Source organism: Arthrobacter sp. WCS2018Hpa-7 (assembly GCF_031843805.1).
Lineage (GTDB): Bacteria > Actinomycetota > Actinomycetes > Actinomycetales > Micrococcaceae > Arthrobacter.
Genome location: NZ_JAVTJB010000001.1, coordinates 512,897 through 536,396, shown reverse-complemented (window position 1 = coordinate 536,396; position 23,500 = coordinate 512,897). Strand labels below are relative to the sequence as shown.

Below are 23,500 nucleotides of genomic sequence, written 5' to 3'. Positions count from 1 at the left end.
CTCCGCGGCGTCATGTTTCCCCTGTGGCGAACACGCTCCAAAAGTGTTGCTCCGGCACGTAGCATCAAAGTACGTCGTAGCTAGGAGTGTGGCGAAATGTTTGAGAGATTTACGGACCGTGCCCGTCGCGTGGTCGTCCTTGCCCAAGAAGAGGCACGGATGCTCAACCACAATTACATCGGTACCGAGCACATCCTCTTGGGTCTGATCCACGAGGGTGAAGGCGTTGCTGCCAAGGCGCTCGAGTCCCTGAGCATTTCGCTCGATGGCGTTCGCGAGCAAGTACAGGAGATCATCGGCCAGGGCCAGCAAGCCCCGTCCGGTCACATCCCCTTTACGCCGCGTGCCAAGAAGGTGCTTGAGCTTTCCCTCCGTGAAGCACTGCAGCTCGGCCACAACTACATCGGTACTGAGCACATCCTGCTCGGCCTCATTCGCGAAGGCGAAGGTGTGGCCGCACAGGTGCTGGTGAAGCTTGGTGCAGACCTGAACCGGGTCCGCCAGCAGGTCATCCAGCTGCTCTCCGGGTACCAGGGCAAGGAGACCGCAGGCAGCGGCTCCGGCCAGGGCCAGCCGGAAGGTACCCCTGCCGGTTCGGTGGTGCTTGACCAGTTCGGACGCAACCTCACGCAGGCTGCCCGCGAAAACAAGCTCGATCCTGTGATCGGCCGCGAGCAGGAGATGGAACGCGTCATGCAGGTCCTCTCCCGCCGCACCAAGAACAACCCGGTGCTGATTGGTGAGCCCGGCGTTGGTAAGACTGCCGTCGTCGAAGGCCTCGCCCAGGCGATTGTCCGCGGCGATGTCCCGGAGACCATCAAGGACAAGCAGTTGTACACGCTTGACCTCGGCTCTCTGGTTGCCGGCTCCCGTTACCGCGGTGACTTCGAAGAGCGCCTGAAGAAGGTCCTCAAGGAAATCCGCACCCGCGGCGACATCATCCTCTTCATTGACGAGATCCACACCCTCGTCGGTGCAGGTGCTGCCGAAGGCGCCATTGATGCTGCGTCCATCCTGAAGCCGATGCTCGCCCGTGGTGAACTCCAGACGATCGGTGCCACCACCCTTGACGAGTACCGCAAGCACATCGAAAAGGACGCCGCGCTTGAGCGCCGCTTCCAGCCGATCCAGGTCAAGGAACCCTCGGTTGCGCACGCGATCGAGATCCTCAAGGGACTTCGCGATCGTTACGAGGCACACCACCGCGTGACGATTACCGACGGCGCCCTCGCCTCAGCGGCTCAGCTGGCCGAACGCTACATCTCGGACCGCTTCCTGCCGGACAAGGCGATCGACCTCATCGATGAAGCCGGCGCACGCCTGCGCATCCGCCGCATGACGGCTCCGCCGGAGCTCAAGGCCATGGACGAGCGCATTGCCGACGTGAAGATGGAGAAGGAATCCGCCATCGACTCCCAGGACTTTGAGGGTGCTGCCTCGCTGCGCGACAAGGAGCAGAAGCTCATTGCCGAACGCGCTGAGAAGGAGCGCACCTGGAAGTCCGGCGGCATGGACGACATCTCCGAGGTTGACGAGGACCTGATCGCGGAAGTTCTGGCGAACTCCACGGGTATCCCGGTCTTCAAGCTCACCGAGGAAGAGTCCTCGCGCCTGCTCAAGATGGAAGACGAACTGCACAAGCGCGTCGTCGGCCAGGACGAGGCCATCAAGGCACTGTCCCAGGCCATCCGCCGCACCCGTGCAGGCCTGAAGGATCCCAAGCGCCCCGGTGGCTCGTTCATCTTTGCCGGCCCCACGGGCGTCGGTAAGACCGAGCTCGCCAAGGCCCTTGCCGAGTTCCTGTTCGGTGAAGAGGACGCACTCATCACGCTGGACATGTCCGAGTACTCCGAGAAGCACACGGTTTCGCGTCTCTTCGGTGCACCTCCGGGCTACGTCGGCTACGAAGAAGGCGGCCAGTTGACGGAGAAGGTCCGTCGTCGTCCGTTCTCCGTGGTTCTGTTCGACGAAGTGGAGAAGGCCCACGCCGATCTCTTCAACTCGCTGCTGCAGATTCTGGAAGACGGCCGCCTGACCGACTCCCAGGGCCGCGTGGTGGACTTCAAGAACACCGTGATCATCATGACCACCAACCTTGGTACCCGCGATATCTCCAAGAGCGTGGCGACGGGCTTCCAGTCCGGCACGGACACCCAGACCGGTTACAACCGGATGCGGGCACGGGTTACCGAAGAGCTCAAGCAGCACTTCCGCCCCGAGTTCCTCAACCGTGTTGACGACGTCGTGGTGTTCCCGCAGCTGACGCAGGACGAGATCATCGAGATCGTGGACCTGTTCGTGAACCGCCTGGAGCGCCGCCTCAAGGACAAGGACATGGGCATCGAGCTCACCCCCGCTGCCAAGGTTCTCCTGGCCACGCGTGGTTACGATCCCGCTATGGGTGCCCGGCCGCTGCGCCGCACCATCCAGCGCGAGATCGAGGACCAGCTGTCCGAGAAGATCCTGTTCGGCGAGATCCACGCCGGCGACATCGTAGTGGTGGACGTTGACGGCGAAGGTGACGACGCCAAGTTCACGTTCGAAGGCAACGCCAAGCCGCGTATCCCGGAGATCGCTCCGACCGCGTAAGGCCAACGCTTTATCCCAGAAGCCCCACCCGCTCCGCAAGGAGTTGGTGGGGCTTTTGTGTTGCGCGGGCCAAGGAAAGGTGGCGCACTAGCCCGGGACGCCTGCTCCGGCCAGGTAGTTGGCCACGATGCCGGCGAATTGTTCGTCGGAGTGGCCGGAGTGTGCCTGTCCAGCCATCGCCGCCGCCAAATGCGGGTAGTCGCCGCTGTGAAGGGCTTCGACGAGGTAGGGAACGCGGCCGGCAGCGGCGCCGTCGACTGCTCCGGAGCCGGGTGCGGAAGCCAGTTCGTTTTGTACGAATGCTGACGTGATAGCTGACAGCATGGCCACGGTTTGCAGCTTCGCCGGACCTGGAAGGTCCACCGTTGACAGGGCGGATACGGCAGCTTCGAGGTATCGGAGTGAATTGGGGCCCATTGACGGGCGGGTCAACAGCAAGGGGGCCAGCCAGGGGTGTCGGTGCATGATGTCCCTTCCCTGGTGGGCAAGGTTCAGAAGTTTCTCCCGTGGGTGCTCGCCTCCGGCCTCAAGGTGGTACTCGCCGGCGACTGTATCCATCATCAGTTCCACAAGTTCGTCGTGGGATTTCACGTAGCGGTAAAGGGAGGCGGCGCCGGCACCTATGCTGGCGGCTACCCTTCGAATGGACACCGCAGGGAGGCCTTCGTCGTCCGCGATGCGGAGGGCCGCCGTCGCAATTCCGTTGCGGGAATGTTCGGGTTTGGGCCCGACGGTTGCACGCTCGGGGCGCCGCCAGACGTCCGTGGGATCGTGAGCAGCCAATCCAGTACCGCCCTTTCATCCTGTTGAAGTGATTTGGTCCTGATCCCATTCCACTATATTCTTAATTGCGAACGGTGATCGCAATTAGCGAAGGTGAGGAACGGCATGCGGGTACTTATGGTGACTCCCGGAACGCGCGGGGATGTGGCGCCCATGGCTGGTCTCGGGCATCGCTTACAGGGGCTGGGCTACGAGGTTGCCATTGCGGCCAATCCTGCCTATGCCCCCCTGGTTGTTGAGTCCGGATGCGAGTTCAGGCCGCTGCCGGGGGACCTGGTGGAACTCATCAAGCAGCCTGCCCCTGGCGCAAAGGCAGCACCCGGAGGCGTGCTGACGTTCTGGCGGAAGCTTGGCGAGTATATGGACAACGCGGCCAAGGGAACCTTGGCTGCCGCCGAGGCCGGAGCCGATGTGATCATGGCCAACTCGGTGGCACCCTATGCCTATGACATTGCTGAGGCCTTTGGCATCCCGGCCATTGGCGCCCATTTACAGCCAACGGAACCGAGTGCGGCTTATCCGCCCGTGCTGATGAATTCGGCTCGAAGCCTGGGTGCGCTGGGGAACAGGATCATTGGCGAGCGGGCAGCTGCGGGGCCGGCGCCGTACGATGCTCCCAGTGCCCGCCTTCGCAAGCAGCTGGGCCTGCGCAAGGAAAGCCGGGCAGCGGGCGAACGTCGTCGGAGGAAGGCCCGGGCAACCATTCTTCACGGCATCAGTCCCACCGTTCTGCCGCGGCCCGCGGATTGGCATGCGGGATTGGTGATGGCCGGCTATTGGTGGCCTCCGGAGCATTCAGGCTGGCAGCCCTCCGCGGACCTGGTGGACTTTCTCGCCGACGGTCCAGCGCCCGTCTTCGTTGGTTTCGGCAGCAGCGCGCACCTTGACCCCGGCTTCATCCTCGAGGCCACGCGTCGTGCCGGAGTTCGGGCTGTTGTGCAGGGCGCGGAGGGGGTGCTGGGAGATGATGCCATGGGTGTTGGAAGTGTCCCGCACGAGTGGCTGTTCCCCCGCATGGCTGCGGTTGTTCACCATGCCGGCGCTGGAACCACTGCCGCCGGCCTGCGTGCGGGCGTGCCGTCGGTAGGTGTTCCCGTGTATACGGACCAGCCACTCTGGGCCTCGCGGATCGCAGCCCTGGGCGCCGGTCCCCAACCGCTTCCGTACAAGAAGCTGACTCCGGAGCGCCTTGGTGACGCCATTTCGAAAGCCGTGGCAACGCCGTCGTACGCGCAGCAAGCGCGGGTCCTGGCGGCCGCCATCGCGAAGGAAGACGGGACTGTGCCGGTGGTCGAGGCTCTGCGGAATCTCCCAGCCAAGTAGCAGTACAGCGCGTTTAGAGCGCTCATAACGCGCTGTACTGCGACTTAGTTGGGTGCGGGATATGTGAAAGTACTGTTTCACTGTGAGTGAACCACCCTGTGATCGGGAGCACAATGCGTGTTGAATCGGATCATGGACTCTGCTGACACTCACACCCCGGGCGAGCAGCCCGAAACTCCCTTCCACCACATGGACCACTACCTCGCCATCCCGCGGGTCAGCGGCCTTACCCTCAGCCCCGATGGCAAGCGCTTGGTCACCACCGTTTCGACGCTGAACGGCAAGGGAACCGAGTTCGCTTCAGCCCTCTGGGAGATCGATCCCACCGGCCAGAAGCACGCACGCCGTATCACCCGCAGTTCCAAGGGTGAGGCGGGCGCGGCGTTCGCGGCAAACGGCGACCTCTACTTCACCTCGGCGCGCCCGGATCCGGAGAGTCCGGACGCTGACCCGGTGAACGCCCTCTGGCTACTCCCTGCCGACGGTGGAGAAGCCCGCGTGGTGCACTCGCGCTCGGGAGGCATCAGTTCCGTCATGGCCGCGAAGGATGCGGACGCCACGTTCGTCAGCGCCGAGGTCCTGGCGGGATCCACCGACGAGGACAACGACGACGAGCGCCGAAAGGCCCGCAAGGACAACAAGGTCTCCGCCATCCTGCACAGCGGCTACCCGGTCCGCTACTGGGATGCCGACCTCGGCCCCGCAGAGCCGCGGATCTTTGCCGTCGAGGAGGGTGACGGGCCGGAACCCGGCAAACCGTCAACGGTGGATGCCGCAGCTCCGCTCAAGCTCCGCAACCTGACAGCCGGCGTCGGCGGTTCACTGCGTGAGTCAAAAACAGTGATGAGTCCGGACGGGAAGACCATTTACACCAGCATGACCAAGGCGCTCGCCAAAGCCGACAGCCGCGAGGTGCTGGCCGCCATCGACGTCGCCACCGGGAATGTCAAGGTGCTGCTGGACCACGAAGGCATGAGCTATTTCCCGGGACCCGTCAGTCCGGACAACGGCACGCTCGTGGTAGAAAGTGAAAGCGACACCACGCCCACGCAGGCGCCCCAGGTGAAGCTGCACCTGCTCAACGTCAGCGGCGGCGAAACCACGGACCTCGAACCGCTGGCGCACCACTGGGATCGCTGGGCCACCGTCCTTGCCTGGCTTCCGGATGGCAGCGCCGTCCTGGCCAAAGCGGACGACGACGGCGCGTCGCCGGTTTTCCGGATCAACGTCGCTGACGGTGGGGTCACCCGGGTGACGCAGGACGCTTCCGCCTATTCCGACGTCGTGATTTCTCCCGACGGGACTGCGGCGTTTGCCCTGCGGAGCTCGTACGAATTCCCCGCCGAAGCGGTCCGGATCGACATCGCCACTGGAGAAGTGTCCAGGCTGCAGGCACCCGCCGAGCGGCCCGTCTACAAGGGACATCTGGAGCGCGTGGAAACGACGGCGGACGACGGTGCACGAGTGCCCGCCTACCTTGCGCTCCCCGAAGGGGCCTCCGGCGACAACCCCGCGCCGCTCCTGCTGTGGATCCACGGCGGCCCGCTGGGTTCGTGGAACGCCTGGACGTGGCGCTGGAACCCCTGGCTGCTCGTCGCCAAGGGTTACGCCGTGCTGCTGCCCGACCCCGCGCTCTCCACAGGCTACGGCCAGGAATTCATCCAGCGCGGCTGGGGCGAGTGGGGCAAGAAGCCATTCACCGACCTCATGGCCATCACCGACGCGGTGGTGGGGCGCCCGGACATTGACGAGTCTCGGACAGCTGCGATGGGGGGGTCGTTCGGCGGCTACATGGCCAACTGGGTTGCCGGCCAAACCGACCGGTTCAAAGCCATTGTTACCCACGCCAGTTTGTGGGCGCTGGACCAGTTCGGCCCCACCACTGACGCCGCCCAGTACTGGCTGAAGGAAATGACCGTGGAAATGGCCATGGAGAACTCGCCGCACCTTAACGTCGGCAACATCAAGACACCTATGCTGGTAATCCACGGCGACAAGGACTACCGGGTTCCGATCGGCGAGGGTTTGCGTCTTTGGTACGAGCTCCTGTCCTCCTCGCAATTGCCCGCTGACGACAACGGCCAGAGCCCGCACCGCTTCCTCTACTTCCCCGACGAAAACCACTGGGTGCTCCAGCCGCAGCACGCAAAGATCTGGTACGGAGTGGTGGAGCACTTCCTGGCGAAGCAGGTGCTGGGCGAGGACGTTGCCTTGCCGGAGGAGCTGGGGGTCTAGGCGATTCGTTCGCCGGCGGACATCCGGCGGATCCCGGCGGCGTAGGCGTCGAGGACGTCGAAGATGCCCCGGTGCTGCCATACCCGATGACGGCCGCGGCCTGACACCTCGACGAGTACGCCAAGGTCTGTGAGGGAGTCCAGTGCACGAAGCGCCGCCATCTCACCCAGCCCAAGCTCGGTGGTGAGGTATCTCGTGTTCATCGCGGGCTGGCCGATGAGAGCCGGCAGCACCTTCCACGCTGCGGCGTCCGCGCGCAAGCGTGACATCTTGATGCGGGACGACTCGACTTGCGCAACGAGGTCATCGACGAGCTTTGATCCGGTGGTCGCGGCGATCCGGCTGGCCCGGGCGAACTCCCGGACGATCGGGCCCGCATCGCCATCACGGAACGAGCCCAGCGCTGCGAAGTAGCGCTGGGTGTCGACAAGAAGACCCGCTGAGATCGGCACCGCAGTCGAGCCAACGAGTCCCTTGTTGCGGAGGATCGATTGCGCCAGTGCGCGCCCAGTCCTGCCATTCCCGTCGTGGAATGGGTGGATCGTTTCGAACTGGGCGTGGCTGACAGCGACCTGGACCAGCACCGAAACATCCTGGCGGCTGATGAATTTGACCAGGTCATCGATCGCTCCGTGGATGCGGTCATGGTGCGGGGCAACGAAGTCGGCAGTCCTCGGGCCGGCCTCACCGGGGCCCACCCGCACCTGCCCGACGCGGAAATGGCCAGCTTCGGCTGGGTCGAAGCCAGGCTGTTGGAGCATGAGCGCCTTGTGCATCGCGAGAATGGACCTCCCGCTGATGTCGTCAGCGAGCCGGAGGGCCGCCTCCATGGCGCGGACGTTGCCTATGACGGTGAGTGCGTTGGCTTTGTCGCCCTCGCCGATCTCGGCGAGGGCTAGTTGCTTCGCGGATGTCGTCAGTTGTTCGATTTGCGAGCTGGAGGCCGACTCGGTGCGAAGCAGGATAGCCGTCATCGGTCCGAGGGCAGGATTGTTAGTGCCAAGTGTGTGCTGGGCGTGCTTGTCGAATTCGACCAACTGACGGGTGGCATCTTCGACGTCGGCGGAATCCTCGCCGGAGATGTGGGGGGCCCAGCCCGCGATCGACGCCGTGACGGCGGCCTCGTAGGGGCCGGCCTGCCGCGCCACTTCGGCACGCGAATACATCTCCGGCGCGCGTGGCTGCCAATCGAAGGTCTCGAATGAGACCGGGTCGACCGGGATGCGCACGTTGGCAGGTGTTGGCATTCGATAACTTTACCAACACTTAGTCGAAGAAGTGTTGGTAACTATCCGGTCCCTCCCATCTAAACTTTCGCCGAACCGTGGGCCGGAGGCTGTATTACCAACAGATGGGCCCTGAAATGTTGGGAGGTTCCGCCTGCAGGAGGAGTCAATGGGCTGCGCATCTACTCCTCGCTAGGATGGGGGAGTGAATTCGACCTTCAGCCTCCGTCCTGCCCGCACCAGCGATGTAGCGGCGATCAAGAGACTGGTGGCGCCCTTGGCGGAGGAGCGGATCCTCATGGCCAAGGAGACCGTGGCTTATTACGAGAGCCTGCAGGAATTCCGGATCGCCGAGTCTGACGGCGGGGAAGTCATTGGCTGCGGCGCGCTCCACGTGATGTGGGAGGACCTGGCCGAGATCCGCACTCTTGCGGCTGCTGATTCCTGGCGGGGGCGGGGCGTGGGGCATGTCCTGGTGGAGAATCTCCTTGAGGAAGCGCGCGCGCTTGGTGTGAGCCGCGTATTCTGCCTGACGTTCGAGGTGGACTTCTTTAAGCGCCACGGGTTTGAAGTCATGGCCGACCAATCGGCCGTGGATCCCCAGGTGTACTCCGAGCTGCTGCGCTCACATGACGAAGGCGTAGCGGAGTTCCTGGACCTGGCTCGGGTGAAGCCGAACACCTTGGGCAATACCCGCATGATCAAGCAACTCTAGGCCTGCTTCCCCTTCTCCCCGCGCCGCGGTCCTGCAGGAAAATGGCGCGTCTTTCAAGCGCGCCCGATTATGAGTGATTTAATCCTCTTTCCTTATCTAAAATTGATGGATAAACTGATCAAGGCTTGCTGGGGAAGCTTCCACCACATCGGTCAATTGAGAGAAGATCATGCAGTCCCACGCGTCCCTTTCAGATGTTTCAGAACTCCAACTCAGCGTGCGCGGTCCAGTGTTCACGCCTGCCGATCCCGGCTTCGCCGCTGAAGTAGCGGCCTTCAATTTATCCACACAGCACCAGCCCGATCTCGCCTTCGGGGCCCTCGACGCAGAGGACGTCTCGGCGGCGATCCGCTGGGCAGCGGAACGCGGTGTGCCCGTGTCCGTCCAGTCAACCGGGCACGGTGCCACCAATGCGATCGAGGGTGGCCTGCTGATCAGCACCCGACGAATGCTCGAGCTCAGTATTGATCCCCTGGAGAAGACAGCCCGCGTGGGTGCGGGTGTCCGTTGGAAGGCCGTGGTGGATCTCGCCGGGACCTTCGGCCTCATGGGGCTCTGCGGTTCAACCACTGATGTTGGCGTGGTGGGTTACACGCTGGGCGGTGGGCTGCCGATCCTGGGCCGCAAATACGGATTCGCTTCTGACCACGTGATTGCGTTTGAAATCGTCACGGCGGATGGAACACTGCGAAGGGTAACCAAGGACGAGAATTCGGAGTTGTTCTTCCTCCTGCGTGGCGGCAAGGGCAATCTGGGAATCGTCACGGCCATGGAGTTCCACCTGTTCCCGGGCTCAGACCTCTACGCCGGCGGAATCTACTTTGACGGGGAGCATGCTCCTGAAGTCCTGCAGGCGTTCAGGGGTTGGGCGCCTGCCCTGCCTCTGGAGGCATCGGCGTCGCTTGCCTTCCTTCGGCTGCCGGATATGGAAATGGTGCCGGAACCTTTGCGCGGAAAGTTTGTGATCCACCTCCGTTATGCCTATCAGGGTGATCTGGCGGCGGCGGCAGAACTCGTGGAGCCGATGCGCCGGAGTGCACCGTTCATGATGGATGCCACTGGTCCGCTTGACGCCACTGCTTTCGACTCCATCCACCAGGACCCGGACCAGCCAGTTCCTGTGCTGGAACACGGGTTCCTTTTGGACAGGCTGGATACGCCGGAAGCCGAAACGCTTCTGCGGCACTTTGGTCCCGGCGTCGAAAGTCCCGTGCTGCTGGCCGAACTCCGGTTGCTCGGCGGTGCTTTGGCCAAGAGTGCAGATGGTGACGACATTGTGGGTGGTCGCGATGCTGCATTCAGCTTCTTCATGGGTGCCATTGCCGTCCCGCCGATGGTTGCGATGTTGCCCTCAGTTTTCAATGCCGTCCATGAAGACCTTCGCCCTGCCGCCAATGCCGGAACCTTCGTGAACCTGCACGGCCACTTTGTGGATGCCGAAGACCGGGAGCGGCCATGGCGGGCATCTGCGTTGGAACGGCTCCGGAAGGCGAAGGCTGAGTTGGACCCGCAGAACATGTTCAGCTTCGGACATGTGGTGGGGCTCCCGGTCATTGACCAGACGGTGCTGCTTGAAGACGTTGTGTCAGCCGGCGGCGACGCCGTGCTGAACAACTAGGGGCTGAGGGCGATGAACAACCGCGTCACGTTCCCCGACTTCTCCGCCTTCCAGATCGACATCCCGCACGGATCATGGCCGCACGAAGCGCCATGGTCCGGGGACAGGCATTCGGACCCGGACCTGTACTCGGCCTTCTGGCCCGAGTTCCATGCCAGGCAGGAATCCGAGGCGGTGACAGCACCGCCGTCTGAGCAGTAGCAGGCACACAGCAGGCCCGCGGAGGCGGGGCAGGGCGGAAGGGGCCAGCTCTCGGGAGCTGCCCCTTCCCGCTGCTCACTCGCCGCTCTGTGGCCCGCAGGGGTGCCCAGCCGGCGTTACAGGGCTTCGGGAAGTCCCCAGAATGCGTCTTCCGCTGCTCCGTCCGCTGAGAAGAGCCGCACTTCGGTGATCTTTCCGTTGCTCACTGTCAGCAGATCCGTCCCGGCCATGTCCATCGAAGCGTCGGCGCGTTTGCCCGAGAAGTGAACGGGAACGGCTACCAGTTGGCCATTGACCATGGGGTTGCCGGTGACGGTGAGCTGGAAGGTTCCCTCGCTGGCCTGCATCATTCCACCGAGCAGGGCGCCTACCGCGTCAATTCCTGCATGGTCGCCGGAAAAGCGGTTGGAGCCAGGCTGGTGCCACACCACATCCGGGTTGAACAAGGCCATTGCCGCGGAAACGTCGCCGCGGCCGAGTGCATCGAAGTACGAGACGGCCACGGCCGCTGGTTCCTGGTGGTTCATGATTTCTCCTTTGGGCTGGGGTTACTCAGTTATGGTTACATTCGGTAACCTGTTACATCAACGTAACTAAAGGATGCTGCCGAGGAGTTTGATGAGAATGAACGCGCCGGCCTGGAACGTCATGGTGTCCACGTGCCCCTCCCGAACGTCCCTGGCGAAGATCGCCAACAAATGGACCGCAATGATCGTGATTGCACTGAGTGACGGTCCCTTAAGGTTTGGCGGGCTGCGGGAAGCCGTGGATGGCATCAGTGGAAAGGTCCTCGCGGATACCTTGCGGGACCTGGAGAGGGACGGAATCGTGAGCCGCACGGCCTATGACCAGATGCCTCCCCGCGTGGAGTACGAGCTGACCCCTCTGGGTGGCACGCTCCGCGAACCCCTCACGGCCCTGGGGCGCTGGGCAGAGCAGCACATCGAGGACGTGATGTCTGCGCGGGACGCCTATGACGACCGTCCAACACCGGGGGCGCTGACCTAGGGCACGAGTCTTGGTTGGGCGTCGAAGTGGCGTCGGTAGTCCGTGGGCGTGGTGGAAAAGGCCCGGGCAAAGTTCTGCCGGAGGGTCACGGCGCTGCCAAAGCCGCATTCGGCTGCCACCTGGTCTATGGACAGGCTGGAGCTTTCCAAGAGGTGCCTGGCTGCATCCAGCCGCTGGGAACGCACCCACGCTGAGGGTGTGGCGCCCGTAGAGGACCTGAAGGCGCGAATGAACGTTCGGCGACTCATGTGGGCCTGGTTGGCCAGCGTCTCGATGGACAGATCCTCGCCCAGATGCCCAAGAGCCCACTCGAGCAAACGTGCCATGGGGTCTTCCGAGGAACGTGGCGGCAGGGGGTGCTCAATGTACTGCGCCTGCCCGCCCTCGCGGTGCGGAGCGATGACCAGGCTGCGGGCCACCTGGTTGGCTGCTGCGGATCCCAGGCGGGTCCTGACCAGGTGCAGGCAGGCGTCCAGCCCGGAGGCGGTCCCAGCCGAGGTCAGTACGTCGCCGTGATCGATGTACAGCACCGTCTGATCCAGGAAGACGTCCGGGTGGCGTGCTGCGAGCGAACTGAAGGCCGCCCAATGGGTGACGGCGGACCGTCCGCCCAGCAGGCCGGCATCGGCAACAGGGATGGTGCCCAGGCAAAGGCCAAGAATGATGACGCCGCGCTGATGCGCCTGTTGAAGTACGTTGCGGAGCTGCTCGCTGGGCTCGCGGCCGTCATCAAACCATGAGGGCACCACGATGACGTCGGCTTCGCCCGCCGATTCGGGGCCAAGGATTTCTCCCAACTGATAGCCCTCCGCAGTGCGGATGTGGCCCGCCTGATCCGCGAAAAGCAGGGTGGTCCACTCGGCGAGCCCTTGGCGCGAGACCTCGTCGAAGACCATTTGGGGGACAGCAAGGTGGAACATCGTGACGTCGTGGAAGGCATACACCGCGATGCGCACAAGGTCCCCTTTCCGGTTTGGCCTGAATCAATCGTACAAGGGCATTCATGCCACTGGTGGACGCTTCCGAAGGCGCCGATGATGGAATGGTGCCGCAAACCTGCCTGGGCATTCCACTTCACCGAAAGAGAGCACCATGAGCATTCCCCGCCGCGCCCTTGTCCTGGTTGACGTCCAGCAGCAGTACTTCAGCGGACCCCTCGAGATCCAGTTCCCGCCGCACCAGGAATCCATCGGGATGATAGGCAAGGCCATTGACGCCGCGACGGCCGCCGGCATCCCGGTTGCCGCCATCCAGCACAGCGCTGGAGAAGGTGCGCCGGTTTTCGCGCCGGGAACCGCGGACTACGACCTCCACCCTGACGTCGAGGCCCGACGAAGGGACTCCTGGAAGGATGTCGTCAAGGAGTACGGCTCGGTCTATGCCGGGACGGACCTGGCCGAATGGCTGCGGGAGCACGACGTCGACACCGTCACCTTGGTGGGGTACATGACCAACAACTGCATTCTCGCCTCGGCCGTGGAAGCCGAATTTATTGGATTCAGCACCGAAGTCCTCTCCGACGCAACCGGCGCCATCAACCTGGCCAATGCCGCAGGATTCGCTGATGCGGAAACAGTCCACACCACCCTGATGGCGTTGCTGAACTCGAACTGGGCGGCCGTCAGCAGCACTGACGCCTGGGTGGAGGCCCTGAAGGCGGGCAACGCCCTGGAGAAGAGCGATCTGGGCAGTTCGGCAGTGGCCGGAGCCCGGCGCTGACCGGAGACCTCTCCGGATCAAGGGAGCCCAGGGCCTACCGTGGGCCGGGCCGCCGGTAGTAGGGTCAGAGCACCAGCCGCAGCACGCCCAGGAGCATCCCATGAAAAAGCTCATTAATGATCCACGCGCAGTGGTGGACGAGTCCGTAGAAGGGTTCGGCATGGCCCATGCCGACATTGTGGACGTCCATCCCGAGCCCAAATATGTCATCCGAAAGGGCGCTCCGGTGGCGGGCAAGGTTGCCTTGGTCTCCGGCGGAGGCAGCGGTCACGAGCCCCTGCACGCAGGTTTTGTGGGACTCGGCATGCTCGACGCCGCTGTGCCCGGCGCCGTCTTCACCTCGCCAACACCTGACCAGATTATTCCGGCGACCGTCGCGGTGGACTCAGGCGCCGGCGTCGTTCATATCGTGAAGAACTACACCGGCGACGTCCTGAACTTTGAAACCGCCGCCGAGATGGCGCAGGCCGAAGGCGTGCACGTGCGTTCGGTCCTGGTGAACGACGACGTCGCGGTGGAGGATTCGCTGTACACGGCGGGCCGGCGTGGGGTGGGCGGAACGGTCCTGGTGGAAAAGATCGCAGGGGCGTCGGCTCAGCGTGGCGACGACCTTGACACCGTCACGGCCATCGCCGAGCGGGTGGTGGCCAACGTACGGACCATGGGCGTGGCTCTGTCCGGCTGCACTGTGCCGCACGCAGGCACGCCGAGCTTCGAGCTGGAAGACAACGAGATCGAGATCGGTATAGGCATTCACGGCGAACCGGGCCGGCACAAGATCGCCATGGAGCCAGCCGATGCCATCACCGACCGCCTGCTGGAGCCTGTGCTGGAGGATCTTGCCCTGGCGTCCGGGGATAAAGTGTTGCTGTTCGTGAACGGCATGGGCGGAACCCCGCAAAGCGAGCTCTACATCGTCTACCGGCGTGCAGCCCAGGTCCTGGCCGAACGCGGTGCCACCGTCGAGCGCTCGCTGGTGGGTAACTACGTGACGTCCCTGGAGATGCAGGGCTGTTCGGTCTCGGTCCTGCGCCTCGATGACGAGATGACACGGCTATGGGATGCTCCCGTCCACACTGCAGCCTTGCGCTGGGGAGCCTGAAGATGGGGTTGAGCGTTGACTGGGCCACGGACTGGTTGAAACTTTCCGCCAAGGCCATGGAAGAGCACCGCATGGAACTGATCGAACTGGATCGGCCGATCGGCGACTCGGACCACGGCGAAAACATGGACCGCGGGTTCCAGGCCGTCCTCCAGAAACTCGACGAGGCGCCACCGGCAACTCCCGGAGCCGCGCTCAAGGCCGCCGCGATGGCCCTCATGTCCAAGGTGGGCGGCGCTGCCGGGCCGCTGTACGGGACGGCATACCTGCGGGCAGCTACCGCGCTGGGCGATGCCGCCGAGATCGACGCCGAGACTCTGGCGGCTGCTCTGGCCGCCGCTCGTGATGGCGTGGTGGCGCGCGGCAAGGCCGAGCTTGGGGACAAGACCATGATCGACGCGTGGACACCCGCAGTGGAGGCTGCCCGCAAGGCAGCCGACGGTGGCGCAGATCCGGTGGGCGTCCTGGAGGCGGCTGCCGAAGCGGCTGAGACCGGGGCGATGGCAACGGATCCCTTGGTGGCGCGCAAGGGGCGGGCCAGCTACCTGGGGGAGCGCAGTGCCGGGCACCGGGACCCGGGGGCGGCCTCAACGGCGCTGCTTCTCCGTGCGGCCGCCGCGGCTGCTGCCGGCTCCACCGGCGACACAGGAACAGACGCCGTATGACGGTTGGGATCGTGGTGGTTTCGCACAGCAGCAAGATTGCCGAGGGGGCGGTGGAACTCGCTTCGCAGATGGCGCCCGACGTCGAATTGGTCGCCGCCGGGGGCACCGACGACGATCGGATCGGAACCAGCCTGGAGAAGGTGCTGGCCGCCGTCGAGCAGTCCCTGGTTGATTCCGGTGGTGACGGCGTGGTGGTCATGACCGATCTGGGCTCGGCCGTCATGACGGCTGAGTCCGCCATGGAGTTTGCGAGCGACCCTGATGCGGTGCTCCTCGCGGATGCCCCCTTGGTTGAGGGGCTGGTGGCCGCAGCCGTGGCCGCCCAAGGAGGGGCCGGCGTCGCGGATGTCCGCAAGGCCGCGGAGGATGCGGGTTACCGGCCCGCGGAACCCGCTGAAGCTGTCGGGACCCCAGGTGTGGGCGAGCCGGACGCCAGCGGCGACTGCACCCTCATCAACCCCTTGGGCATGCACGCCCGGCCCGCCGCTAAGATCGCAGGCGGCCTGTCCGGGTTGGAGGCAGAGGTGACCGTCAACGGCGTCGATGGCATGTCCATCATGGCGCTCATGGCGCTCGCCGCCGGGCAAGGTTCCACGCTTCGTATCGAAGCCCGCGGCAAGGACGCGCAGAGAGCTGTTGACTACGTTCGACGGTTGGTGGAAGAAGGGTTCGGGGAGCTCTAGTTCGAACGGATTTGCTTCCAAATATTGCTAAGTATGCTGATTAGTGATGTTGTAGAGGTACAGGTTCACTACAAGGAAGAGGTGCGAATCATGGGTGCTGACGACAAAATGGAGAACGCTGGCGAGAAGCTTGGTGGCAAGGCCAAGGAAGCTGCCGGAAAGCTGACGGACAACGAGCGTCTTGAAGCAGAAGGCAAGGGCGACCAGACCAAGGCCGACCTCAAAGGCGCCGGCGAGAAGCTGAAGGACGCCTTCAAGAAAGACTAGGTATCCGGACAGGGCCGCTGCGGTTGCAGCGGCCCTGCCTTGTTTTATGAGGCGATTGTTGTGTGGGGCGTCGTCCGTCGGCGCCAAACCTGATGGAGGATCTACGTGAACATACTGGTGAAAATTTTCGGCCTGGCAATTGGACTTGGCGCCGGCGCGCTGGCAAACAAGACGCTGGAAGGCCTCTGGGAGAAGAAGACAGGCAAGCCTGCCCCCAAGGACAGCACAGACCTCAATGACTCACTTCCGGGCGTGCTGGTCTTCGCGGTTGTCTCGGCCGGCGTCGCCGCCGTGGTTCACGTTCTCACCCAGCGGGGCACCAAGAGTGTCCTGGCCCGCATAAAGAAAACGGCTGACGAGGTCTAAAAACATGGCTATAGCTAAGTTCCCAAGTGTCGTCATCGATTGTCCCGACCCGGCCGTCCTGGCTGCCTTCTATGGCGAGCTCTTCGGCTGGGAAGTCGAGGACAAAGGCGACTGGTTCGATATCCGCCCCGGCGACGGCAGCAACTGCATCTCCTTCCAGCAAGTGGAGGTGTACCAGGCGCCGGTGTGGCCCGGGCAGACCATTCCGCAGCAAATGCACCTGGACATGGTGGTGGAAGACCTGGACAAGGGCGAAGAAGTTGCGCTCTCGCTGGGTGCCACCAAGGCCGACCACCAGCCCGGTGAGACGTTCAGGGTGTTCCTTGATCCGGCCGGCCACCCGTTCTGTCTCTGCCTCAGCTAAGGCCTGGCCGCCGCTGGGCCTGAACCCTGCGGCGGCTCCCGGCCCTTAGCCTTGCTGCGCCGCCCATTCCTCGACGCGACGGTTGCTCTCTTCCTCGGAGAGGTCCTCGACGCGCGTCATGATGGACCAACGGACGCCGAACGGATCCCGGATGCTCGCATAGCGGTCACCTGATACGAAGGTGGTCAAAGGCTCCCGGATGGCGGCGCCGGCTTGCTCTGCTTTGCGGACCAGGCTGTCCGCGTCGGAGCAGTAGAGGCCCAGGGAATAGCAGTCGTCCTCGCCGGACGGCGCTTGGACCAAGTGATATTCGGGGTTGGGTTCGCCCAGCTGGAGGTGGCCGTTTCCAAAATCCAATTCGGCGTGGACCACTACCCCGCCCATCTCGGTCTCGCCCACCACGCGGGCCCCGAACACGTCCCGGTAGAAGGCGATGGCCGCCTTGGCGTCCGGCACCGAGAGGAACGGCGTGAGGCTGGTGAGACCGTTGGGAATGCCGTGGGTGGTGTGCTCCCCGTGGGCGGCCGTGGTTGATTCTGTGCTTGTAGTATCTGTCATGGATACGACGCTACGTGCCTCCGGGTGCCGGCGCTTGGAGATTCGCGACAGGTTCACGCCGATCCGGGGAGGGGCTTATGGAGGGTTCCTTCAAGGGCATTCTGTGCCCCGCGCGCCTACCCACCTTCAACCGTGTTACCGCACCGGCATCAGTAGCGGACCTGGTGCAGTGGTTCTGGATCCCCGAGTGGGACATCGAAGCCGGCCGGACCTCCCGTCAACACCTCATCGCCTACCCTGCCTCCAACCTGGTGGTGCAGCCTGCGGATGTCGTCTTTTCCGGACCCACCACCCGCGCCGCACACCGCGACCTGACCGGCTCTGGCTGGGCCGTGGGCGCGCTGCTCCGCCCGGCGGCCGTGCCGTTGTTTACCGACGACCCCGGAACCTTGCGGGACAAGGAGTCGGCAGTGGAACTGATGGAGCTGCACGCTGCGGTTTCGGACGCGATGGCCCCGGCTTGCGGCGCCACAGTGCCCCGCGGTGCCACAACGCCTCCAACCGACACAACGCACGACGACGGCACTCACCGAAGGCGGGCCGTGGAGGCCTTTGTTGCGTGGCTGGTTTCACTGGACGTAGTGCTCTCGGAGGAAGCCCTGCTCGCGAACCGGATGATGGATGTCATCGCTTCCGACCCTGAGGTGCTCTTGCTTGAGGATGCGGCCACTCGGTTGTCTGTCTCACCGCGAACGCTCCAGAGGTTGGCCCGGAAGTACATAGGACTCAGCCCCGCAGCACTCATCCGTCGCCGGAGGCTTCAGGACGCCGCCGAGCGTACCCGGTCCGATCCAAGAGCGGACCTTGCGGCGATCGCCGTCGAACTTGGCTATGCCGATCACGCGCACCTGACAAACGACTTCCAGAAGTATCTGGGCTTCACCCCGAGTACGTACCGGAGGTCAGCTGGGGAGTCTTGAGCGCCGAATGCTCGGACGCCGCGTCGGTGATTTTCGGCGTCGTGTCCTCCCCGCGGAAAGCCGCCAGCATGGCGTCGCGATCGAATTGTCCCTCCCACTTGGACACCACGAACGTCGCGACGCAGTTGCCCAGCAGGTTGACCACTACGCGCATGGAGTCCATCAATCGGTCTGCTCCCAGCAGCAGTGCAACTCCGGCTACTGGGAAGATTCCGAGCGCCCCGGCCGTCGCGGAGAGGGCAAGGAACGCGGACCCTGGAACGCCGGCCATCCCCTTTGAGGTGAGCATCAGGATGCCGAGCGCTGCCAGTTGCTGACCCAGGTCCAGATTGTGGCCAAAGGCCTGGGCAAGGAAAAGGAGGGAGATGGAAAGGTAAAGCGCGGCGCCGTCGAGATTGAACGAGTACCCGGTGGGCACCACCAGGCCTGTGGTTGCACGGGAACAACCGGCATTGGTCAGCTTGGTCATGATGCGGGGGAGGACGGATTCCGTGGAGGCCGTGCCCAGGGCAAGCATGAATTCTTCGCGGGAGTACTTGATGAACTGCCACAGGGGAACGCGCGGGTAGACCCACGCCACCACAAACAGCAGACCAATGAAGACCAGTGCTGAGCCGTAGCATGCAGCAACCAGGAGGGCGTAGGTGCTCAGTGAGCTGAGCCCGTACTGGCCGATGATGAAGGCCATGGCACCGAAGGCGCCAATCGGCGCAACCCGCATGACCCAGGACATGATTTTGAAGAAGAGCTCCAATGTCGTCTCCATGAGGTCGACAACGGGCTTGCACTTCTCGCGGCCCACCACCACAATTGCTGCGCCAAAGAAGATGGCGAAGCACAGAACCTGCAGCAGCGTGTTGGACGCAAAGGCTCCTACGACGCTGGTGGGGATGATGCCCAGCAGGAACTGACCTGCGTCTTTGGGTGGGGCGGTGGTGGTCTTGGCGTTCACTGCATCCTCAGACAAGGTCGCCGGGTCAATGTTCAGCCCTACGCCCGGCTGCACAAGGTTTGCAACCACCAGCCCAAAGGCCAGCGCGAAGAGTGTGGCGCCGGTGAAGTAGATCAGCGCCTTCACGCCTACGCGGCCGACGGACTTGACGTCCCCCACCGCAGAGATACCCGTGACGATGACCAGGAAAATCAGCGGAGCGATGATCATTTTGATGAGCTGAATGAAGCCGTCGCCCAGTGGGCGAAGGGCAGAACCTACGTTTGGCCATAGGTACCCTATGGCGATGCCCAGCACCACGGCCACCAGAATCTGGAAGAACAAGGATTTGTACAGTGGCTTCTTCGCTGGGCTCATGGGGACTGCGGGTGCGGGGATCTTCAAAGTGGCGCCTATCTGTGCGAGGGCCGCGCTGCGGTCGCGGCTGGGATCACACAAGACGCTATGAGGGCCGTGTTTCCGAATTGCTAATTCCTGAGGCCTGTTGTGTTTAATATCGGAACTAGATTTTCACGATGTGGAATCGGGATCTATATGTGGTGGGCAACTCAGGGCGTCGGAGAGCCCGGATGGAGTGACAGGGGACTACTCAGCCGCCGCTAGCCTTGCTTCAGCCCGTCCGCATCCAAGGTCACGGCGGCGGAAATGACCCTTCCGCATTGCTCGCCGTACGGGTAATCGCCTTTGGGCGTAAAGGTCAGCATGCGGTTGGGCAGTGCTGTGCCAGCGGGAGACGTGCCGCTGACCGTCGCTTCCAGAGGTCCTTCGCTGAGGGCCGGGAGCTCAAGGAAACCCACAAACGTCCCGTCAGGGGAAGACGTCGCCGAGCACACGCCATCCGGCGTGCAGCCTTGGTCCACGGCCACAGCGCCCGGGTGCAGATCCAGGTCCTTTTCGGTGCAGGTGCCGTCCTGGCAGGCCTTGAGCCGCAGCGCGCCCACCTGGTCTGCGTAGCTCGCTGCAACACTCAGGGAGACGCCTGGAATGTGCCCAATGGCCGGGCAGGCTACGGCTTCGGGATAGCAGCCCGGGAGTAATGCTGCGGTTCCGGCAAGGGTCAATGCCACTCCGATTTTGCCCATGCTTCAGGGTAGGACCGCGTGGGGTCGGCGTCTCCAGTGCATCCCAAAGAGGCACCTGCATTGTTACGGCTCACCCGTTCCCGTTGCCGAACCGATACCGGCCCAGCCGAGCGCTAGGCCGGCAGCCGCAACCCGCCGTCGTGCATTTCTGCCAGTCCGTCCACCAACAGGCCATCCAGGGCGCGCTCGAGTTGCTCCGGCGCCGAGTTGAGCCGGTGCAGAGCGGCGAGGGGGATTCCAATGCCCGACGGCGCGAATCCGAGGTCCGCCGGTGCTTGCTCGAACATCTGGCGCGGAACGGGGGTTGCGGCCTCGCGGAGGACGGCCATCACGGCACCGCGGACCTGCCGGTCGGTGCCGTGCCAGGACTGGCCTTTGGGCGTGTACGACGGCGGCGGCTCACCCGCGGCGAGCCAGGCGCAGCTTGAGCGGACAGGACAGTCGGCGCACTTGGGGCTGCGGGCCGTGCACACCATGGCTCCGAGTTCCATGACGGAGGCGTTCCAGCGAACGGAAACTTCCTGCTCGACGGGGAGGAGGGCCTCGGCCAGGCGCATTTCTCCGGCCGTCAACGCCGGAGCGGGCAGGGCGTTCCCGGAAATGAGCCGGGCGTGAACCCTTCTGATGTTGGTGTCCACTACGGTTTCGCGTCGTCCAAAAGCGAAGGCGGCGACGGCGGCAGCTGTGTAGCTTCCCACGCCCGGTAAACCCAGAAGCTCGGCATACGTGTCAGGAACGCTGCCGGCGTGCTGCTCGCGGATGGCGACGGCGGCCGCGTGCAGTCGCAGGGCGCGGCGTGGATATCCGAGGCGGCCCCAATGACGGACGGCTTCGCCCGACGGCTCCGCGGCGAGGTGGTCCGGGGTAGGCCAGCGGTCCATCCAGTCCCGCCACACGGGCAGCACCCGAACCACTGGAGTCTGCTGGAGCATGACTTCGCTGACCAGGATTCCCCATGCGCTGCAGTCCGGCTCGCGCCAAGGAAGGTCCCGGGCGGAGTCGGCAAACCAGAGGTCCAGGGCACTGTGGAGCGCGGTGAGTTGGTGGGCATCGGGAAGAGTCATACTGCCCTCCACTGTAGTGGAATCCCAGCCCATGGCCGACGTCACACAGTCCCGGATTAGGGCCCTGCGGCGTGTAGGTTAGGTGCCCCGAGGGCCACGAGCCTAGCCTAGAACCATGGCCACCAACGGTAAGCAGCAGTCGACCGCGCGCTCTTCAGCGCCGGCGAAGGGTGCTGCCCGTGGCTCATCCCGGAGCGGGACAACAGGCCGCGGTACCCCGACGAAGAGGCGGCGACCGAGCCCCGCCGTGTACCGCCGTCGTCGTCAGGTTGTTTTTGGCGCCCTGCTGCTGGTGATCGCCCTGCTGGTGGGAGGCGGGGTGGCCCTCACCGGCGCGCTCGCCGGAAAGAATGAGCCCCAGGCCGCCAGCACCCCGGAAGCGTCACAGGCGCCGACGCAGGGAAGCACGCCGTCAGGGACACCGTCGCCGTCTGCTTCGCCGACGCCTGTGTGCGACTTCAACCTCATGACCGTCGCGGCCAAGACCGACAAGCCCGCTTACGGTGGGGAAGACAAGCCGCTGCTCACCATGACCATCACCAACGGCGGCACCGCCCCGTGCGAGGTCAACGTGGGAACATCCCAAATGGAATACCTGGTGATGAGCGGCGCGGACCGTATCTTCTCGTCCAAGGACTGCCAGACCGGCGGCGAAGACCTCATCAAAACCATCCAGCCCGGCAAGAGCGAAACGGCGAACTTCCCGTGGCAGCGCAACCGGACACTGGAGGGCTGCGCAGCGATCAACGCCAAGCCCGGCGGTGGCGGCGCGTACTACACGTTCGAGGCGCGGCTGGGAAACAAGGCCAGCCCCAAGGCTGTCTTCCAGCTGAACTAGCGCGCGGCCGTACCAGCATTCGACGGCGGCAGCCGGCTTAGAGGAACCGGTCCAGCAGGCTGGCCTCGGCCATGCGGCTCAAGCCCTCGCGCACTGTGCGGGCGCGCTGATCGCCGATGCCGTCAACGGTCATCAGGTCATCGATAGTGGCGGCCATCAGGTTCTGAAGCCCACCGAAGTAGTCCACCAGGCGGTCGGCCACGGCCTTGGGCACTGACTTCAAACCGGACAACAGGCGGTATCCGCGCGGCTGGACCACTGCGTCCAACTGCTCAACCCCACCGGCGAAACCGATGATGTGCGCGATGCGGCTGAGATCGATCAGTTCGGTGGGGCCCAGGTTGAGGAGTGCCTGGACGGCTTCCTCGATCTCCTCAGGCGTGGCGTCGGGGTCCGAGTAGTCGCGGATGATGACGTCGCTGCCCGGACCGCGGCCCATGGTCAGTTCCTCCACCTGGAGGGACAGCAGACGGCCGTCTTCGCCAAGTTCCAGAACGTACTGGGCGATTTCCTCGGAGATGCGACGGACCATTTCCTGGCGCTGCAGGGTGACCGCGACGTCCCTGACGGTGACCAGGGCTTCGATCTCCAGGGCGGAGAGGGAACTGGTGACCTGGTCCAGCCTGGCGCTGTACCGTTCCAACGTTGCCAGGGCCTGGTTGGCGCGGGCGAGGACCTTTTCGGAGCCCTCCAGCACGTGGCGCAGCCCGTTCACGTAAAGCGCGATGATCTGCATGGACTGGCTGACCGAGATCACGGGAACGCCGGTCTGGATGGCTACACGCTCAGCGGTGCGGTGCCTGGTGCCCGATTCCTGGGTTTCGATGCTCGAGTCAGGAACCAGTTGGACTGCGGCGCGGACGATGTTGCTGGCGTCCTTGTCACAGATGATGGCGCCGTCCATTTTGGCCAGCTCACGCAGGCGCGTGGGGGAGAAGTCGATGCCGATGTCGAATCCGCCGGAGCAGATGGAGTCGATGGTGCGGTCGTAGCCCAACACAATCAGGGCGCCGGTCCGTCCGCGGAGGATGCGTTCCAGGCCATCGCGCAACGGGGTTCCGGGTGCGACTCTGGCCAGGGTCGCCTTAAGCGACTCTTCCGGGCTCCGGGCCATAGGGTTTCCCTTCGAAGGTGCAAGCCTCGGCTCACAGACAAGCTGAATCCGGCGTCAGTGGGCACTCACAAAAAATGCCCCAATGACGACAAGCACAATGATAGGGCT

25 protein-coding genes are annotated in these 23,500 nt (G+C 64.1%); 16 read left to right on the top strand and 9 right to left on the bottom strand.

The window, feature by feature from the left end; genetic code table 11:
- Nucleotides 1–96 precede the first annotated feature (96 nt).
- The gene (locus RQH14_RS02560) at nucleotides 97–2,589 is read left to right on the top strand and encodes an ATP-dependent Clp protease ATP-binding subunit (RefSeq protein ID WP_311211764.1); all 2,493 of its coding nucleotides are present in this window, start codon (nucleotides 97–99) and stop codon (nucleotides 2,587–2,589) included.
- 87 nt (nucleotides 2,590–2,676) lie between these two features.
- Here RQH14_RS02560 and RQH14_RS02555 read toward each other — a convergent pair whose 3' ends face one another.
- Nucleotides 2,677–3,372, bottom strand: a complete 696-nt coding sequence (locus tag RQH14_RS02555) for a TetR/AcrR family transcriptional regulator C-terminal domain-containing protein (protein ID WP_311211763.1) — start codon at nucleotides 3,370–3,372, stop codon at nucleotides 2,677–2,679.
- Between the two features lie 105 nt (nucleotides 3,373–3,477).
- Here RQH14_RS02555 and RQH14_RS02550 point away from each other — a divergent pair, with 105 nt between their 5' ends.
- Both RQH14_RS02550 and RQH14_RS02545 read left to right on the top strand, forming a co-directional pair.
- A complete protein-coding gene (locus RQH14_RS02550) occupies nucleotides 3,478–4,695 on the top strand; it encodes a glycosyltransferase (protein WP_311211762.1) in 1,218 nt (405 codons plus the stop codon).
- Nucleotides 4,696–4,827: 132 nt separating this feature from the next.
- On the top strand, nucleotides 4,828–6,930 hold the full coding sequence (locus tag RQH14_RS02545; RefSeq protein WP_311211761.1) for a prolyl oligopeptidase family serine peptidase: 2,103 nt from the start codon (nucleotides 4,828–4,830) through the stop codon (nucleotides 6,928–6,930).
- Here the strand turns inward: RQH14_RS02545 and RQH14_RS02540 are convergent.
- Entirely contained in the window at nucleotides 6,927–8,177 is a 1,251-nt protein-coding gene (locus tag RQH14_RS02540) for a Fic family protein (protein ID WP_311211760.1), read from the bottom strand. The genes RQH14_RS02545 and RQH14_RS02540 overlap by 4 nt on opposite strands.
- Nucleotides 8,178–8,361: 184 nt before the next feature.
- Between RQH14_RS02540 and RQH14_RS02535 the strand changes: the two genes are divergently transcribed.
- From RQH14_RS02535 to RQH14_RS02525, 3 genes are all read left to right on the top strand, one after another.
- Complete coding sequence (locus RQH14_RS02535; protein ID WP_311211759.1) at nucleotides 8,362–8,871, top strand: amino-acid N-acetyltransferase; 510 nt, start codon at nucleotides 8,362–8,364, stop codon at nucleotides 8,869–8,871.
- Nucleotides 8,872–9,040: 169 nt separating this feature from the next.
- The gene (locus tag RQH14_RS02530; protein ID WP_311211758.1) at nucleotides 9,041–10,489 is read left to right on the top strand and encodes an FAD-binding oxidoreductase; all 1,449 of its coding nucleotides are present in this window, start codon (nucleotides 9,041–9,043) and stop codon (nucleotides 10,487–10,489) included.
- 12 nt (nucleotides 10,490–10,501) lie between these two features.
- Complete coding sequence (locus RQH14_RS02525) at nucleotides 10,502–10,690, top strand: hypothetical protein (protein ID WP_311211757.1); 189 nt, start codon at nucleotides 10,502–10,504, stop codon at nucleotides 10,688–10,690.
- A 116-nt stretch (nucleotides 10,691–10,806) separates the two neighbouring features.
- Here the strand turns inward: RQH14_RS02525 and RQH14_RS02520 are convergent, their stop codons facing one another.
- Nucleotides 10,807–11,217, bottom strand: a complete 411-nt coding sequence (locus RQH14_RS02520) for a nuclear transport factor 2 family protein (protein WP_311211756.1) — start codon at nucleotides 11,215–11,217, stop codon at nucleotides 10,807–10,809.
- A 91-nt stretch (nucleotides 11,218–11,308) separates the two neighbouring features.
- Between RQH14_RS02520 and RQH14_RS02515 the strand changes: the two genes are divergently transcribed.
- The gene (locus RQH14_RS02515) at nucleotides 11,309–11,698 is read left to right on the top strand and encodes a helix-turn-helix domain-containing protein (RefSeq protein WP_311211755.1); all 390 of its coding nucleotides are present in this window, start codon (nucleotides 11,309–11,311) and stop codon (nucleotides 11,696–11,698) included.
- On the opposite strand, the gene RQH14_RS02510 is transcribed toward RQH14_RS02515, so the two are convergent.
- Nucleotides 11,695–12,654, bottom strand: coding sequence for a helix-turn-helix domain-containing protein (locus RQH14_RS02510; RefSeq protein WP_311211754.1), 960 nt, complete (start codon nucleotides 12,652–12,654; stop codon nucleotides 11,695–11,697). The two genes, RQH14_RS02515 and RQH14_RS02510, sit on opposite strands and share 4 nt — an antisense overlap.
- A gap of 136 nt (nucleotides 12,655–12,790) precedes the next feature.
- On the opposite strand from RQH14_RS02510, the gene RQH14_RS02505 reads away from it, so the two are divergent.
- The 7 genes from RQH14_RS02505 to RQH14_RS02475 all read left to right on the top strand — a co-directional run bounded on the left by RQH14_RS02505 (nucleotide 12,791) and on the right by RQH14_RS02475 (nucleotide 16,864).
- Complete coding sequence (locus RQH14_RS02505) at nucleotides 12,791–13,417, top strand: isochorismatase family protein (RefSeq protein WP_311211753.1); 627 nt, start codon at nucleotides 12,791–12,793, stop codon at nucleotides 13,415–13,417.
- A 100-nt stretch (nucleotides 13,418–13,517) separates the two neighbouring features.
- The gene (gene dhaK, locus RQH14_RS02500) at nucleotides 13,518–14,519 is read left to right on the top strand and encodes a dihydroxyacetone kinase subunit DhaK (protein WP_311211752.1); all 1,002 of its coding nucleotides are present in this window, start codon (nucleotides 13,518–13,520) and stop codon (nucleotides 14,517–14,519) included.
- A 2-nt stretch (nucleotides 14,520–14,521) separates the two neighbouring features.
- Nucleotides 14,522–15,184, top strand: a complete 663-nt coding sequence (gene dhaL / locus RQH14_RS02495) for a dihydroxyacetone kinase subunit DhaL (protein ID WP_311211751.1) — start codon at nucleotides 14,522–14,524, stop codon at nucleotides 15,182–15,184.
- Entirely contained in the window at nucleotides 15,181–15,867 is a 687-nt protein-coding gene (dhaM, locus tag RQH14_RS02490; RefSeq protein ID WP_311211750.1) for a dihydroxyacetone kinase phosphoryl donor subunit DhaM, read from the top strand. The genes dhaL and dhaM overlap by 4 nt, the downstream gene beginning before the upstream one ends.
- Before the next feature lie 90 nt (nucleotides 15,868–15,957).
- Complete coding sequence (locus RQH14_RS02485; RefSeq protein WP_035760998.1) at nucleotides 15,958–16,134, top strand: CsbD family protein; 177 nt, start codon at nucleotides 15,958–15,960, stop codon at nucleotides 16,132–16,134.
- 105 nt (nucleotides 16,135–16,239) lie between these two features.
- Nucleotides 16,240–16,500: a DUF4235 domain-containing protein gene (locus RQH14_RS02480; protein ID WP_311211749.1), complete on the top strand. Its 261-nt coding sequence runs from the start codon at nucleotides 16,240–16,242 to the stop codon at nucleotides 16,498–16,500.
- A 4-nt stretch (nucleotides 16,501–16,504) separates the two neighbouring features.
- Nucleotides 16,505–16,864, top strand: a complete 360-nt coding sequence (locus RQH14_RS02475) for a VOC family protein (protein ID WP_090824012.1) — start codon at nucleotides 16,505–16,507, stop codon at nucleotides 16,862–16,864.
- Nucleotides 16,865–16,909: 45 nt separating this feature from the next.
- Here RQH14_RS02475 and RQH14_RS02470 read toward each other — a convergent pair whose 3' ends face one another.
- Nucleotides 16,910–17,422, bottom strand: coding sequence for a VOC family protein (locus RQH14_RS02470; protein ID WP_311211748.1), 513 nt, complete (start codon nucleotides 17,420–17,422; stop codon nucleotides 16,910–16,912).
- Nucleotides 17,423–17,499: 77 nt separating this feature from the next.
- Between RQH14_RS02470 and RQH14_RS02465 the strand changes: the two genes are divergently transcribed.
- Complete coding sequence (locus tag RQH14_RS02465; RefSeq protein ID WP_311211747.1) at nucleotides 17,500–18,342, top strand: helix-turn-helix domain-containing protein; 843 nt, start codon at nucleotides 17,500–17,502, stop codon at nucleotides 18,340–18,342.
- Here the strand turns inward: RQH14_RS02465 and RQH14_RS02460 are convergent.
- The 3 genes from RQH14_RS02460 to RQH14_RS02450 all read right to left on the bottom strand — a co-directional run bounded on the left by RQH14_RS02460 (nucleotide 18,302) and on the right by RQH14_RS02450 (nucleotide 21,440).
- Nucleotides 18,302–19,678 carry a cation:dicarboxylate symporter family transporter gene (locus RQH14_RS02460; RefSeq protein WP_396136302.1) on the bottom strand — a complete coding sequence of 459 codons (1,377 nt, stop codon included), beginning with the start codon at nucleotides 19,676–19,678 and terminating at the stop codon, nucleotides 18,302–18,304. The two genes, RQH14_RS02465 and RQH14_RS02460, sit on opposite strands and share 41 nt — an antisense overlap.
- A 215-nt stretch (nucleotides 19,679–19,893) precedes the next feature.
- On the bottom strand, nucleotides 19,894–20,376 hold the full coding sequence (locus RQH14_RS02455; protein WP_311211746.1) for a hypothetical protein: 483 nt from the start codon (nucleotides 20,374–20,376) through the stop codon (nucleotides 19,894–19,896).
- Between the two features lie 113 nt (nucleotides 20,377–20,489).
- On the bottom strand, nucleotides 20,490–21,440 hold the full coding sequence (locus tag RQH14_RS02450) for an A/G-specific adenine glycosylase (protein WP_311211745.1): 951 nt from the start codon (nucleotides 21,438–21,440) through the stop codon (nucleotides 20,490–20,492).
- A 115-nt stretch (nucleotides 21,441–21,555) separates the two neighbouring features.
- Here RQH14_RS02450 and RQH14_RS02445 point away from each other — a divergent pair, with 115 nt between their 5' ends.
- Nucleotides 21,556–22,278, top strand: coding sequence for a hypothetical protein (locus RQH14_RS02445; protein ID WP_311211744.1), 723 nt, complete (start codon nucleotides 21,556–21,558; stop codon nucleotides 22,276–22,278).
- Between the two features lie 37 nt (nucleotides 22,279–22,315).
- On the opposite strand, the gene disA is transcribed toward RQH14_RS02445, so the two are convergent.
- A complete protein-coding gene (disA, locus tag RQH14_RS02440) occupies nucleotides 22,316–23,392 on the bottom strand; it encodes a DNA integrity scanning diadenylate cyclase DisA (RefSeq protein WP_024819020.1) in 1,077 nt (358 codons plus the stop codon).
- Between the last annotated feature and the right edge of the window lie 108 nt (nucleotides 23,393–23,500).

Bases quoted from the DNA above. Each gene is read 5' to 3' on its own strand.
- RQH14_RS02560 (WP_311211764.1), top strand. From the start codon at position 97: ATGTTTGAGAGATTTACGGACCGTGCCCGTCGCGTGGTCGTCCTTGCC.
- RQH14_RS02550 (WP_311211762.1), top strand. From the start codon at position 3,478: ATGCGGGTACTTATGGTGACTCCCGGAACGCGCGGGGATGTGGCGCCC.
- RQH14_RS02545 (WP_311211761.1), top strand. From the start codon at position 4,828: ATGGACTCTGCTGACACTCACACCCCGGGCGAGCAGCCCGAAACTCCC.
- RQH14_RS02540 (WP_311211760.1), bottom strand. From the start codon at position 8,177: ATGCCAACACCTGCCAACGTGCGCATCCCGGTCGACCCGGTCTCATTC.
- RQH14_RS02530 (WP_311211758.1), top strand. From the start codon at position 9,041: ATGCAGTCCCACGCGTCCCTTTCAGATGTTTCAGAACTCCAACTCAGC.
- RQH14_RS02525 (WP_311211757.1), top strand. From the start codon at position 10,502: ATGAACAACCGCGTCACGTTCCCCGACTTCTCCGCCTTCCAGATCGAC.
- RQH14_RS02520 (WP_311211756.1), bottom strand. From the start codon at position 11,217: ATGAACCACCAGGAACCAGCGGCCGTGGCCGTCTCGTACTTCGATGCA.
- RQH14_RS02515 (WP_311211755.1), top strand. From the start codon at position 11,309: ATGAGAATGAACGCGCCGGCCTGGAACGTCATGGTGTCCACGTGCCCC.
- RQH14_RS02505 (WP_311211753.1), top strand. From the start codon at position 12,791: ATGAGCATTCCCCGCCGCGCCCTTGTCCTGGTTGACGTCCAGCAGCAG.
- dhaK (WP_311211752.1), top strand. From the start codon at position 13,518: ATGAAAAAGCTCATTAATGATCCACGCGCAGTGGTGGACGAGTCCGTA.
- dhaL (WP_311211751.1), top strand. From the start codon at position 14,522: ATGGGGTTGAGCGTTGACTGGGCCACGGACTGGTTGAAACTTTCCGCC.
- dhaM (WP_311211750.1), top strand. From the start codon at position 15,181: ATGACGGTTGGGATCGTGGTGGTTTCGCACAGCAGCAAGATTGCCGAG.
- RQH14_RS02485 (WP_035760998.1), top strand. From the start codon at position 15,958: ATGGGTGCTGACGACAAAATGGAGAACGCTGGCGAGAAGCTTGGTGGC.
- RQH14_RS02475 (WP_090824012.1), top strand. From the start codon at position 16,505: ATGGCTATAGCTAAGTTCCCAAGTGTCGTCATCGATTGTCCCGACCCG.
- RQH14_RS02470 (WP_311211748.1), bottom strand. From the start codon at position 17,422: ATGACAGATACTACAAGCACAGAATCAACCACGGCCGCCCACGGGGAG.
- RQH14_RS02465 (WP_311211747.1), top strand. From the start codon at position 17,500: ATGGAGGGTTCCTTCAAGGGCATTCTGTGCCCCGCGCGCCTACCCACC.
- RQH14_RS02455 (WP_311211746.1), bottom strand. From the start codon at position 20,376: ATGGGCAAAATCGGAGTGGCATTGACCCTTGCCGGAACCGCAGCATTA.
- RQH14_RS02450 (WP_311211745.1), bottom strand. From the start codon at position 21,440: ATGACTCTTCCCGATGCCCACCAACTCACCGCGCTCCACAGTGCCCTG.
- RQH14_RS02445 (WP_311211744.1), top strand. From the start codon at position 21,556: ATGGCCACCAACGGTAAGCAGCAGTCGACCGCGCGCTCTTCAGCGCCG.
- disA (WP_024819020.1), bottom strand. From the start codon at position 23,392: ATGGCCCGGAGCCCGGAAGAGTCGCTTAAGGCGACCCTGGCCAGAGTC.